The sequence below is a fragment of the Paraglaciecola aquimarina genome (assembly GCF_032464635.1).
GTDB classification, from domain to species: domain Bacteria; phylum Pseudomonadota; class Gammaproteobacteria; order Enterobacterales; family Alteromonadaceae; genus Paraglaciecola; species Paraglaciecola aquimarina.
The window spans coordinates 1,016,896-1,029,863 of record NZ_JAWDIO010000002.1 but is presented as its reverse complement, the minus strand read 5'-3'; the positions used below and the strand labels follow the sequence as shown (position 1 = coordinate 1,029,863).

At 40.5% G+C, this 12,968-nt stretch carries 15 protein-coding genes and 1 tRNA gene; 5 read left to right on the top strand and 11 right to left on the bottom strand.

Going from position 1 to position 12,968, the window contains the following annotated elements:
• The first annotated feature begins 27 nt into the window (after positions 1–27).
• Together RS130_RS05730 and RS130_RS05725 are read left to right on the top strand one after the other, a co-directional pair.
• The gene (locus tag RS130_RS05730; protein WP_316025160.1) at positions 28–543 is read left to right on the top strand and encodes an FxsA family protein; all 516 of its coding nucleotides are present in this window, start codon (positions 28–30) and stop codon (positions 541–543) included.
• Positions 544–562: 19 nt separating this feature from the next.
• The gene (locus RS130_RS05725; RefSeq protein ID WP_316025159.1) at positions 563–838 is read left to right on the top strand and encodes a peptidylprolyl isomerase; all 276 of its coding nucleotides are present in this window, start codon (positions 563–565) and stop codon (positions 836–838) included.
• Between the two features lie 171 nt (positions 839–1,009).
• Here the strand turns inward: RS130_RS05725 and RS130_RS05720 are convergent, their stop codons facing one another.
• The 11 genes from RS130_RS05720 to RS130_RS05670 all read right to left on the bottom strand — a co-directional run bounded on the left by RS130_RS05720 (position 1,010) and on the right by RS130_RS05670 (position 10,884).
• The gene (locus tag RS130_RS05720; protein ID WP_316025158.1) at positions 1,010–1,855 is read right to left on the bottom strand and encodes an FAD:protein FMN transferase; all 846 of its coding nucleotides are present in this window, start codon (positions 1,853–1,855) and stop codon (positions 1,010–1,012) included.
• A gap of 92 nt (positions 1,856–1,947) precedes the next feature.
• The gene (locus tag RS130_RS05715; RefSeq protein ID WP_428982849.1) at positions 1,948–3,270 is read right to left on the bottom strand and encodes a DUF3570 domain-containing protein; all 1,323 of its coding nucleotides are present in this window, start codon (positions 3,268–3,270) and stop codon (positions 1,948–1,950) included.
• Complete coding sequence (locus RS130_RS05710; protein ID WP_316025156.1) at positions 3,230–3,454, bottom strand: DUF4266 domain-containing protein; 225 nt, start codon at positions 3,452–3,454, stop codon at positions 3,230–3,232. The genes RS130_RS05715 and RS130_RS05710 overlap by 41 nt, the downstream gene beginning before the upstream one ends.
• Positions 3,455–3,458: 4 nt before the next feature.
• Positions 3,459–3,968 carry a TlpA disulfide reductase family protein gene (locus RS130_RS05705; RefSeq protein ID WP_316025155.1) on the bottom strand — a complete coding sequence of 170 codons (510 nt, stop codon included), beginning with the start codon at positions 3,966–3,968 and terminating at the stop codon, positions 3,459–3,461.
• A 137-nt stretch (positions 3,969–4,105) separates the two neighbouring features.
• Positions 4,106–4,813 carry a two-component system response regulator ArcA gene (gene arcA, locus RS130_RS05700; protein WP_316025154.1) on the bottom strand — a complete coding sequence of 236 codons (708 nt, stop codon included), beginning with the start codon at positions 4,811–4,813 and terminating at the stop codon, positions 4,106–4,108.
• A gap of 134 nt (positions 4,814–4,947) precedes the next feature.
• Positions 4,948–6,597, bottom strand: coding sequence for a sensor histidine kinase (locus RS130_RS05695; protein WP_316025153.1), 1,650 nt, complete (start codon positions 6,595–6,597; stop codon positions 4,948–4,950).
• 106 nt (positions 6,598–6,703) lie between these two features.
• On the bottom strand, positions 6,704–7,024 hold the full coding sequence (locus RS130_RS05690; RefSeq protein ID WP_316025152.1) for a hypothetical protein: 321 nt from the start codon (positions 7,022–7,024) through the stop codon (positions 6,704–6,706).
• A 5-nt stretch (positions 7,025–7,029) separates the two neighbouring features.
• On the bottom strand, positions 7,030–8,454 hold the full coding sequence (glgA, locus tag RS130_RS05685; RefSeq protein WP_316025151.1) for a glycogen synthase GlgA: 1,425 nt from the start codon (positions 8,452–8,454) through the stop codon (positions 7,030–7,032).
• 9 nt (positions 8,455–8,463) lie between these two features.
• On the bottom strand, positions 8,464–9,489 hold the full coding sequence (locus RS130_RS05680) for a methyltransferase (RefSeq protein WP_316025150.1): 1,026 nt from the start codon (positions 9,487–9,489) through the stop codon (positions 8,464–8,466).
• Positions 9,489–10,208, bottom strand: a complete 720-nt coding sequence (gene trmB, locus RS130_RS05675) for a tRNA (guanosine(46)-N7)-methyltransferase TrmB (protein WP_316025149.1) — start codon at positions 10,206–10,208, stop codon at positions 9,489–9,491. Before trmB ends, RS130_RS05680 begins: the two co-directional genes overlap by 1 nt.
• A gap of 97 nt (positions 10,209–10,305) precedes the next feature.
• Positions 10,306–10,884 (bottom strand): alpha/beta fold hydrolase, encoded by a 579-nt coding sequence (locus tag RS130_RS05670; RefSeq protein WP_316025148.1) that lies wholly within the window; start codon positions 10,882–10,884, stop codon positions 10,306–10,308.
• A gap of 257 nt (positions 10,885–11,141) precedes the next feature.
• Between RS130_RS05670 and mutY the strand changes: the two genes are divergently transcribed.
• From mutY to RS130_RS05655, 3 genes are all read left to right on the top strand, one after another.
• Positions 11,142–12,200, top strand: a complete 1,059-nt coding sequence (gene mutY, locus RS130_RS05665) for an A/G-specific adenine glycosylase (RefSeq protein ID WP_316027980.1) — start codon at positions 11,142–11,144, stop codon at positions 12,198–12,200.
• Positions 12,201–12,222: 22 nt separating this feature from the next.
• The gene (locus tag RS130_RS05660; RefSeq protein WP_316025147.1) at positions 12,223–12,495 is read left to right on the top strand and encodes an oxidative damage protection protein; all 273 of its coding nucleotides are present in this window, start codon (positions 12,223–12,225) and stop codon (positions 12,493–12,495) included.
• 150 nt (positions 12,496–12,645) lie between these two features.
• Positions 12,646–12,721 (top strand) — tRNA-Phe (locus RS130_RS05655).
• Positions 12,722–12,968 lie beyond the last annotated feature (247 nt).

Here is a 12,968-nt window from a genome sequence, read left to right as displayed (position 1 = left end):
ATTTATACAAGCAATATTGAGGTTTCTTTGGCAAAGCTATTTATTTTATTCGTAATATTACCTATTTTGGAAATTGCCCTACTAATTAATGTCAGCGACCAAATTGGTGGCTGGTACACGTTGGCAATCGTAGTATTAACTGCATTCTTCGGTGCGCGTTTAGTTAGGCAAGAAGGGCTAAGTACGTTAGCGACCGCTCAACAAAAAATGCAAACAGGGAAAATGCCCGGCCAAGAAATGGCTGAAGGACTACTTTTGGTTATTGCTGGAGTGTTATTGGTTACACCTGGCTTTATTACTGACGGCCTTGGCTTTTTATTAAGCCTACCCATGACTCGTCCTGTCATCGCTAAAAATATACTCAAACATATGACTGTGAGTATGGTCAATCAAAATCAAAGCTATCAAACAGACTTCAATCAACAGACTCGTTCAAACTTTGACTTTCAGCATAAATCAGGAGAACGAACTGGAGAAACCATCGAAGGCGAATTTGAAGATAAAGATGAAAATGTTAAGCCTACCTTAAGAAAACCCGATTAATTATTGGAATGATATCAATATGAAAGCCAGCGCTTGCCACATTTTAGTAAAAACCAAAGAAGAAGCTGAAAAGATCAAAGCCCAACTAGATAAAGGCGGAAATTTTCATCAATTAGCCAAAAAGCACTCTCTTTGCCCCTCAGGTAAAAAAGGTGGTGACTTAGGCGAATTTGGCCCAGGCCAGATGGTAAAAGCCTTTGATAACGTAGTATTTAAAAAAGAAATCCTTAAAGTCCACGGCCCCGTTAAAACCCAATTTGGTTTTCACTTAATCAAAACGTTGTATCGTAGTTAAAAGCAGAATACCGCGAACTATGCAGAATAGAGCAGCAGTAATAAATAATTTAGAGGTTAGGTGCAATATTTTCACCCAAGCTAAAAGTCGGTCATTCCTGCATGCCGTTAGCAGAAATCCATTGCAAGCAGTGGCCAGCGACGAAGAACAGATAAAGAGCAATTAAGGCACTTACCGATAACACCAGAACTTTACCCCTTGTTGTTGCAAAAACTCTTCGGCATTAGAGCCTTGCAATAAAGCTAAGGTGGCTAGCAATCCGGCTTGGATGCAATGTTTGCTAGCCACAGTGATCGATCGGGCGGAGCCTTCTATCGGGTAACCAGTTTTAGGGTTAAGTATATGCCCGTACCTTATTCCGTCTTTTAGTAGAAAACGCTTAGCATCACCACTTGTGGCTAAGCCTCCTTGCTGAATACTCAGTACTTTTTGTGGCCCTTTTTGCGCATTTTGTTGTGATTCAAAGCTTTCAATACCGATTAACCACGCTTGATTATTTTGTCTGGCGCAAGTGACTTGAATATCGCCACCAAAATTAACCACTACAGAAACAGACGGTGCGTGCTTTACACAAAGTTTAGCCACACTATCTACCGCATATTCTTTACCTATACCGCCAAAATCTAACTGCATGCCATCGGGTACTGCAATGTTGTTTTTATCGTAAACTATCTTGGACCAACCAATATGAGGTAAGATTTTTTGCACTTGTTGCTGGGTAGGGATATTGTCAGAGCCGTCAAATTTCCATACTTTTCGTAGCACACCAGAGGTGATATCAAATAGCCCTTCACTGATGGCATAACAGGTATTAGCAAAGTCTAATAATCGATAAGTCTCGTCATCAATTGCTATTTTCTGACCATTAGAGTTGTTTATTTTGTCAATTAAATTATGCCGGCGATAACGGCTATACTTTTGCTCGATTCTTTGGCATTCGTTAAACGCAATAGCGGTAAGTTGCTCGGCTAATTGCCGATCTTGGCTGTCTATGAGTAACTCACAAGGGCTAGCCATAGCAGCAAAGCGCCCACAAAAATGGTCGCTTTTTTGCTCTACCTCAAAATCTAATGAATGGTTTTTTATGGTTTATCGTCCTTTTACATCAATTAAAAACTATAACTGACCTGTGCAATCACTGCACTTAAGCTAGGATATAAATCTTGTTGTTGCAAAATACCTGGTGCTGCAAAGCCCGAGTTTTCGGGGGTTTGTTGATAATACTCCAATCGAAATGCCAACTCATTGTCGCTAGATAAGGTCATGCCATATTTCAAACCTAAGGTATAAGTCGTCATCTCGCCCAAACGATAGTCAGCACTCGCATACTGAAGTAACTCTGCTCCTTCTAATAAAAAAGGTCGATACAAATTTGCGGCACTTTGTTGGTAATACCTTAAGTGCGGCTGAATATAACTATTATTACTTAACTTAATCCGAAAACGTGTATCAATAGTATGTGAGTTAATATCCCAATTATCAGTAGCATAACGATAAGACACATCAGAGACACCCAGACTTGTAGCAAATTTGGTTTGCCAGTAAATACTATGCCGAGTGCGTTTTTCTGGACGGTTTTCGTAGAGCAAGCTTTGTGTTTGACCCAATGTGTCTACCAAACTGAGTACTTTAAAAGGGTCGGTTTGATAACCGTTTGAAACCGAATAACCATAGTTGAATTGCATCAACATTTTACGGTTAATCACTTGAGTTACGCCAAACAGTAAATCAACAATCGTTTTGCTATCACTACCTGACTGACGAGTTGCATCAAATGCCACCCGGTAGGCTGCCTCATCGCTAAACTGCCCTTGGTCGATAACCATTTCTGAGAACGCAAATGGCCGCCCGCCTTCAGGGTCGATAGTATCGAATGCTAAAGAAACGCCAGCTGAAAGTGTGGTATTTTTTTGATTAAAGTCTTTAGCCAATGAACCATTTGCAGCAAGAGACAAGTAATCGTATTCTTTCGAAAAGTGCACCCCAGAGCTAACTCGATAATCATTCCATATTGGCTGAGTCCATTGGGCTTCAAGCTGTAAGCGAGTATCTTTAAACGTATCGTCCAAGGGCGTTTCGCCAGCACTAATTTGATATTGGCCATTTCCTGATGGACGAGTAAAGGTTTGAATACTATTTTGTGGCACTGCACCTGTTGCCGATGCGCCAGTTAAGCTGTCTAAAACCAATTTACCTGAAAAAATGTGCTCATCGCCAAAATCTTTTTTAGCAGAAAATACGCCCTCTACGGCCGTCACACGGTCAGACTCACCATAATATAATAACGCAGCGTCCACCTCCCACACAGACTCTTGTGCTTCAACTGAGGGCGCCACACCTAATAGTGCACATGTAGCGGTAGCTAACGCTGCGCTTACATTTTTTGTTGAGTCAGTTGCATCCGCAGCCTCCACCACCAAAGGCTCTACCACCACTAGTGGCTTCTTTACTAAAATAAATATGATCATCTAGCCCTAAGTCATTGCCTTCAGAGTCTAATGCCATTTCTTTTTTGGCTAAGATATCTCTTTCCCAAGGTTTAACCCCTAAGTTTGTGCAGCCCGCCAACTGCAATGTCAGTAACAAAGCGACAACTTTGACTAATTTATGTGCCATTGAATCACTCCTTTTCTGCTAACAACGAAACAATTTCTTGTTCATACTGCTTTTGTTTTTTACTAAAAAAGCCGGCATGAGAAACCCGTATATTGCCCGCTCGATCAATTAAATAACTGCTCGGCATGCCTAATAATTGATAGGCCTCGGCTATTTTTCCTTGGGGATCATAAACAATGGGTAAATTGGTTGGAGTCTGGGTTAAAAACTGCTCAGCTAGATTTGCTTCTTGATCTAGATTAACCGTGATTATTTGTAGCCCTTGGCCTGCATACTGTTGTTGCATATTGTTCATCCAAGGAAAGGACTTACGACAAGGCTTACACCAACTGGCCCAAAAATCGAGATATACCACCTGCCCTTTTAAACCAGATAATTTCGCTGGTAAAGTCGCGAAATTAGGCCCAAGATTAAGAGAAAAATCTTTTGCTGCTTGGGCATTTGCCAACCAAGAACTAGCAAAAGTCACACAGAATAAAACAACAAGTGTTTTAAATTTGTATTTATTCAACATAATACTCCTCAACTCGAAAGCTAATTAACGATTAAAAAACCAGTGTAGAAGATTAAACTTAAATGAAACTTAAGAGATATAAAACAAAAAAGCTCCCGAAGGAGCTTTTTAAAATACTTAGTTAACCTGAATATTAGTTAAACGTCTACCGAACCACAGAAACGGTAGCCTTCACCATGGATGGTGACGATTAAGTCATCGGCACTGACTTCCGATTCAAAGTGCTTACGAATACGACGAATTGTCACATCAACTGTCCTGTCATTCGGGCGCAACTCACGTCCTGTCATTTCCATAATTAACTGTTCACGAGTCAGGATTTTACCTGGGTTATTTAGGAATAAATGCAATGCTCTGAACTCGCTTCGTGGCAAACGAAATTCTTTTCCGCTAGGCGAAATTAAACTTCTGCTGTCACCATCTAGTGTCCAGCCATTAAAACTGACGCGACTAGGTAAATCATCATCTTCACTGGTATTTGTGGTACGAGTTAATAAGTTACGAGCTCGAATAGTTAGCTCTCTAGGGTTAAACGGCTTAGTCAGATAATCATCTGCACCGATTTCTAGACCTAGGATACGATCAACATCGTTGTCTCTACCTGTCAAAAATATCAAACCGATATTTTTACGTCCGCGAACTTCGCGAGCCAAGATAAGACCATTTTTACCAGGCAGATTAATGTCCATGATGACCAAGTTAATCGTATTATTCTCAAAAATACTATGCATCTGCTCGCCGTTTTCAGCTTCAAATACATTATACCCTTCCGCTTCAAATAAGCTCTTTAGAGTAGTACGAGTAACAACTTCATCTTCAACAATTAATACATTTGGGGTCTGCATGTTTCAAGCCTGATTTGGAATTTAGTTAAAAGTTTACCAGAAAATATCTAATTATCAGGGATTTATCTAGCAAAACTTGCGTTTAAAGAAAATTTTTTCAAATTATTAACAAATTAACACGTAAATTGAATAATTTAAACCATTGAGCCCTTAGGAATGTCATCAATATCGACAACTTTTACTGGAAATAAGATGTTAAGTTTCACACCTTTTTCTGCTTCGCTAGTAAGGGTTATCGAACCATTTAGTGCTTGGGTCACCAAATTATATACTAAATGCATACCTAAGCCACTTCCTCCCTGCCCTCGTTTTGTGGTCACAAAGGGGTCAAATATTTTTTTACGTATTTGTTCCGGAATACCACAGCCATCATCAGAAAATTCAATACTGACCTTGCTGTTGTCTACTAGCCGGATACTGATAATTATGAGGCCGCTATCTTTGAATTCAAAGCCATGAATTATAGAATTCATAATTAAATTAATAATTATTTGGTTAATCGGTCCAGCTTTTGTCTCCACATATAGATCGTCAGGACAAAAAACTTGTATTTGATGATTCACTTGCTTCAACTTAGGCCGCATAGACATTAAAATTTCGTCCATTAACTTAGCAAAAGAAAACGTACGATTATTTTCAGATGATTGATCTACCGCGACTTGTTTAAAGCTAGATATCAATTCTGCCGAACGATTTAAATTACGATAAATAATATTAAGGTTTTCTTCACCTTCAATGATGAATTTAGACAGTGCACTGGCTTTCAAGGTTTTGTTTTCGTATGCCTTACGTAAATCGCCCAACCTGTCTAACATCATAGTAGATGCGGTCACCCCTAAACCTATTGGCGTGTTCACTTCGTGAGCCACACCCGCCACCATATCACCAAGAGAGGCCATTTTTTCGTTCTGAACCATCTGTCTTTGAAACTGATGCAGTTTTTCTAGGGTTTGGATCAGCTCTCCATTCGCGTCTTTCAAGGCTAAGGTCCTTTGATTAACCTTTTCTTCTAGACTGGAATTCAACCTAAGTTGTTCTGCTTCGGCTTTCGTTTGTCTTTCGAGGTGTTCTTGTGTGCGTTGCAACATGCCATTAAATGCGTCACTCAACTGGTCAAGTTCTCTAATTCCCGTTGACTCTGCTCGGCTAGAATAATCTTTCTGACGAGAGACTCTTTGAACCAAATGCACTAAGGAATGAATCGGCCGTGTAATTGACCTTTGCAACAAATATGTACAGACTAAACAGATTAGCAAGCAACCAAGAAAAATACACACGGTTATAAATACGGAAGCTGATATACGCTGATCGACAACTTCAGATGAAGCTCTCAAGTATATATATCCAATCACACTATTTTCATCTTTAATAGGACGAATAACCTCAACTACCCCGTCCTCATGTTTGGGTTCGCTTAATTCCTCAACCTGTTCAAATTTGGCCTTTACTGGTGCAATACCTTCTTTATTATAACTGGCAAAAAACTCAGCTTTATTGTATTCGTTGATTCTATAGATATGTACATTTTCTATGATAGGAGACGCCTGTAGCGCTTTAAGACTCTGCTGTTCTGCTTGGACACCATCAGCTTGAATATTGCTAATTGCCATTCCACTAATCAAATCAGAAAATACGACCACATCATTGCTAAGAGCCTGTTTGTGACTTCTTATTTGCCCATACAAGCTCACTGCTGACTCAATAATTAGTGAAGCCGACGTGATGCAAATCACCACCCAAATAATCAAACTTCTTATAGATAAAAATTTTACATCAGACGACATAGTACACTTCACTTATCCCTAGTTAGCACAATTCGAAACATAAACGATCTAATTGCAATCTAGGTCACTTTATTGAATTTAAAACTTAAACAAACACAAAAATATTTTAGTGATTGAGTAATGTTTTTATCTGCTCTTGGCTCAGGCTATATTTTCTTGCCGTTCGCTGTAGCGTTACTTGCTGATCTATTTGTTCTAATTTAGTTTTAGCCTTGTTTTGTAAGCCTTGCAAATCAGTCAGGCACAGACATATGACTTGATTCTGTTTAATTCCTAACTGTGGAATAGCTAACGCCGCTTTTTTATAAATAGTATGCGGACAAAGCTGAGCTCGCTCAGGTGCTTGTATACACTGAGCAGGCATAGACATGACTTCAAATGTCACTAATACCAGCAGTCCCATACTCAACCGACAAAATAGGCTCATAGCAGTTATCTCGCGCTATGATACAACGCCACATAATTTTCGGCCGCTTGTCGCCATGTAAAATGAGTTCGCATAGCGGTTTTTTTGACTTTTTCAAATGCGCCTTGATCTTCATGGAAAAAGATTAACGCTCTGCGAATACAAGATAACAGGGCACTACTGTCAGGCGTAATAAACGAGAATCCAGTTGCATTTTCGGGGTCGCTAGCTACATCAATAACGGTGTCTTTTAACCCTCCTACCGCCCGCACTATTGGTAACGTACCGTAGGCTAAACTATACATTTGATTCAGCCCACAAGGTTCAAACAATGAAGGCATTAAAAAGAAATCACTGCCCGCTTCGATCATATGTGCTTTGCGCACGCTGAAATCTTCAATAAATGTAAGCTTGTCTGGGTACCTAGCAGCGATGTCATTCAAGGTGTGAGTAATCTCTGGATCGCCCGTTCCTATAATCACTACTTGCACTCGATGTTGCAATAACTCTTCTAGGATTGGCAAGATAAAGCTAAAGCCCTTCTGCTCAGTCAATCGGCAAACCATTCCGATAACAGGAATTTCAGTCAACTGAGGTAACCCAGCTTCTCGTTGTAAATCAGCTTTACACACATACTTGCCAGCTAAGTCGTCAACGTTATAAGTTTGTGCAATATGAGGGTCTGTATTTGGATCCCACTGGCTATAATCGCAACCATTTAGGATACCTGTAACATCATGTTGGCGACGCTGAAATTCTTCGAACAAATAATGAGAACCCAACGGACTTAATAGCTCTTGCCCATAGTTAGGACTGACTGCGTTGATTTTATTTGCGTAACGAATCCCCATTCGAACGTAATTTAATGCGTCACCATCTAGCTGTCCGTGTAGTTGATAGTGGGGCTGTAAATATGGAATATCTTTGAATCTATGCGTGCCTTGATAAGCACCATTATGAATTGTAAAAATAGTACGTGAATTGGCAAAAAAACCGCTGTCATCAATACTGACAAAATAGGGCGTTAACGCGGTGTGCCAATCATTGCAATGCACAATATCCGGTTGAAAATGAATGGCTTGAGCTGACTTCAGTGCAGCATGAGCGAAAAAAGCAAAACGTTCTGCATTATCTAAATATGCATGGTAATCGTCGGCATATAATCCTTTTCGCGCAAAAAATTCCGGACGATCAACCGCTAGAATTTTTACGCCTTGAAGGTTTAATTCTTTGATACCAAATTCGTATGCCGTATAACCTGAAAATAATTTTTGTTTTTCGACAATATCATGAGCATTGAATTTTTCAGCAAGCTGTCGGTAATAAGGCATCACAACAACAACTTCGTGTCCTAACTCGGCCAGAGCTAACGGTAAGGCTTTACCTACATCAGCTAACCCGCCAGTTTTAACTAAATCTTCAACTTCTGAAACAACAAAAAGAACTTTCATAAACACCCTTTATTTAATACGGCCACATTGATAAAGACTAAATTTACTCGTTTGTTCAATTAAACTAACAGCATTAAATTGTTTTTCAAGTAACTCAGAGTAGCGCAAAAATTTGTTTGCCACTAATACTAAACTGCCAGTATTAGAAATATAGCGATTCAATTGTCCGATGAAACTTTCAGTGACGGAATAATCCGTTTGTATACCAGTATGAAAAGGTGGATTAGTATATACCGCAGAAAACTTACCATTTATTTCAGCTAATCCATTCGATGCAACAACCCGTACCTCTAGATTGTTTAATTTAGCACTTTGCTCTGAACAATATACAGCTAACGCGCTTACGTCACTCATGACTACGTCACTGGCTGGGCTTTTCAGCGCCAAATAACAACCTATTACACCCGCACCACAACCGAAATCGAGCAATCGACCAGACTGAATATTGGGTAAATTTTCAAGTAACAATTTAGTCCCTAAATCCAACGAGCCATGGTTAAACACCCCAGGTAGAGAACACACTTTATAATCTAACCCTGCCACCGACAATTCAACTAAAGTCTGCCATTTCGCAATATCAAATGCTCGGATAGATTTATCTACCTGACCACCAAACAATGCACAATGCCGAGCAGAGTCTATTTTATTGGTCTGCGAACAAACAGCATCAAGCAGTTTCACAGCGCTTTTAATGCCGCCTTTATTTTCACCTACTAGTAGTAAACTGCCATTGGGGTGCAAACAAGCCGCTACGTTGGCAATCAACATTTTTAATTGTTCTTTTGATTTAGGCACGTAAATAACCGCACCATCAAATTTTTTATCGGTAGGATAGGCCGCCGTAAAGGTGTGTTGCTGTTCGTTGCCTTGCTTTTTACTTTGCTGATACATATCAAAATACTGATGGAATACCGAGATATCAGCTTGCCTTAACGTTGCGGCAATATGACCATCGGTTGGGTTAACGAATAACCACTTACCTGTTGCAAAATGCTCTTCGTTTCTGACCAACACTTGGCTGGCTGGAGATAACATTAAGACACTCTCTCAAACATTAAGTCCCACACACCATGACCTAATCGATGACCACGTTGCTCAAATTTAGTTAAAGGGCGCTGTTCTGGGCGAGGCACAAAATCATTGGTTTCTGATTGATTATTAAAACCTTCAGCGGCGCTCATGACCTCTAGCATATGCTCGGCGTAGTTTTCCCAATCAGTGGCCATATGAAATACACCACCAATCACCAGTTTTGCCTTAAGCTTCTGTACAAATTCTGGTTGGACTATTCGCCTTTTATGATGGCGAGTCTTGTGCCAAGGGTCTGGAAAAAACAACTGCACTCGAGCTAAGCTATTATCCGCCACACAATCGGCCAGAATCTCTACCGCATCATGTTCGTACACTTTAAGGTTTGTCACTTGCTTTTCTGCGGCTTCGCCCAAACAGGCTCCTACACCAGGCCTGTGCACTTCAATGCCAATAAAGTCTTTATCTGGTTCGTTTACTGCCATTTCAACTAATGACTTACCCATGCCAAAGCCAATTTCTAATACTACTGGCGCTGCTCTGCCAAAGGTTTCAGTAAAATTCTGCATACCACTGACATGCTCTAACCCCATAGTTGGCCAGTTTTGCTCTAATGACTTTGCTTGACCTGAGGTTAAACGCCCTTCTCTTTTTACAAAACTTTGGATTTTACGAATATATACGCCTGCTGCGGCGGCTTCTTGTTCGTTCTTAAACTGACTCATATTACTTTCTCATTAAATTTTTACTGATTTTTCATCATTCATTGCTGCGCATTATCCTTTGCCCCAAGCTGATTGCAAGGCAAACACGTAAAAGCCGTTAGCCGAATTTGGTCATATTTTCTGCTAAACACTTTGCTAACTCTGCAGGTTGTTCAATTGGAGACATATGACCAGCATTGCTAATAGTGTGACTATTGGCTTTAGGTATAGCCTCTTGCATGGCCCTAAATGTTTGCGGGCTAACAAAGTTATCTAGCTCTCCAGCGATTAAATTCACAGCAAAGCTAGCCTTGGCTAACTTAGGCAATAAGTTATTTCTACTCGCTGTTGCTTGATATTGTGCAGCTAAGACACCGGGCCCTAAGTCTCGCTCCATATTTTTCACTAGGGCTAAGTATTCTTTATTTTGCTGGTTAGATGGATGAAAAAACTGCGCCAAGTGTTTCTGTGTCATGCCCTTGTATTGCTTATTCTTAATAAGCCTTAAGGTCTGTTGCCTAGCTTTTTGTGCGGTTTCTGCTAAGGCGTCGCAGGTACTCCCAATTAAAGTCAGCGAGGCGATTCTACTAGGGTTTTCTAATGCCGTTAATGCCGCTAAATAGCCCCCCATTGAATAGCCGACTAAATGTACTTTTTCTTCAAAGTAAGCTAATCGGTCAGCACTCAGCATTTTCATTTGCGTTAAATCTTCCGCCCATTGCAGAGGAACAAAAGCGCGCTTAGGAATATCTAAGTATTGCCAGCAAGCATTAAAAATCCGTTCGTCACATAAAGTACCAGGGAAAAAATCACTGGGTGCTGTATGCAGTGTTTCGATGTATTCGAGTTAGACATTCTGTTATCGACCAAACTTTTTGTGCGTTAATCAGGTATTATCCGGTTAATTTCAATCAGCGCAAAGTAATCAATTTAGTGCCAACCAATAAAAATGCTATTAACAGCGATTTCAGCCAAAAGGTTTTAGCTTGGTTTGACATCCATGGTCGAAAAAATTTGCCTTGGCAAGCTAGTAAAACCCCTTATTCGGTTTGGGTATCTGAAATCATGTTGCAACAAACCCAAGTCAAAACTGTAATCCCTTATTTTCAACGTTTTATGCAGAGTTTTCCTAACGTACTAGACCTAGCCAATGCCCCGCAAGACGAAGTACTGCATCATTGGACTGGATTAGGCTACTACGCTCGAGCCCGAAATTTACAAAAAGCAGCGCAAGTGATCAGAGACCAATATCAAGGCAATTTTCCCCAGCAAATCGAGCAACTTATAGCGCTACCAGGTATTGGCCGCTCCACTGCTGGAGCGATATTATCTTTAGCTTGCAATCAACACCATAGTATTTTAGACGGCAACGTAAAACGAGTGTTAGCTCGCTATTTTGCGGTAGAAGGCTGGCCCGGTAGTAAAAAAGTAGAAACTGAGTTATGGCAATTTGCCGACCAACTAACCCCAGCCAACCGCACAGGTGATTACACGCAAGCCATGATGGACATGGGCGCAACCTTATGTAGTCGCTCAAAACCCAAATGTGACAGTTGCCCTCTTGCGTCAAGCTGCTTAGCCTTTGTGCAAGGTCGGCAGGCTGAGTTGCCCCACAAAAAGCCTAAAAAAGACATCCCAGTCAAATCTACTATTATGCTTATTCCTATGTGGCAACAGCAGGTGTTTATTTACAAGCGACCACCAAGTGGCCTGTGGGGCGGTTTATGGGGTTTTCACCAAGTAGATAGCCAACAACACATTATTCCACAAGCTGAAAAGCTAGGGTTTGATGTCAGTAATGACAACGCCCAGCAATCGGAACTGCCTGCTTTTCGACACACATTTAGTCACTTTCATTTAGACATTACCCCAGTCATTTTGCACCTTAAGCAACAACCAACTGGCCAAGTGATGGAAGACAGCCAGATGTGGTTTGATTTGTTAGCACCACAAAATGTTGGATTAGCCGCGCCAACCAAGAAACTATTTAGTACAATCAGCAAGAATTTTTAACAACCAAAGTTAGATTACTATCATGAGCAGAACCATTTTTTGCCAGCGCTTACAAAAAGAAGCCGACGGCCTAGATTTTCAACTTTACCCTAGTGAACTTGGGAAAAAGATTTTCGATAACATATCTAAAGAAGCTTGGGCCCAGTGGCAATCTAAGCAAACCATGTTAATTAACGAAAATAAGTTAAATATGATGGAACCAAACGCCAGAAAATTTCTAGAAGAGCAAATGCAGGGCTATTTATTTGAAGGAAAAGAGCCTGACATAGAAGGCTATGTTGCTCCAAAAGCGTAAATTCTGCTCTTTTTAGGCTATTTTTGCTCAATCTATAAGCGATCGGTAAAAATACCTAAAAAAGGTGTTGACTTGAATGGCCTAAATCCGTTTAATACGCACCCACAGCGAAGCAAGTATGGTCTTTAAGACAAAAACTTGTGAGTTGAAGCCCAGATAGCTCAGTCGGTAGAGCAGAGGATTGAAAATCCTCGTGTCCTTGGTTCGATCCCGAGTCTGGGCACCATATTCGATAAGCCCTGCAAGAAATTGCGGGGCTTTTTGTTTTAACGCCCCAATTCAACTTTCCAAATAAAACCGTTGTTTCCAAAAACGACACTCTGTGTTCAACCGGCTCTGCAAGTTCTCCTAGAACGCTCCAATTAAGACACCCATAACTAAACTTGATGACAATCTTTAAAAAATCCACCTTTATGAGTGCCTCAATAGGAATTGCAAAACTAACGTAGAAATCGCCCTTAAAGCCCCATAAA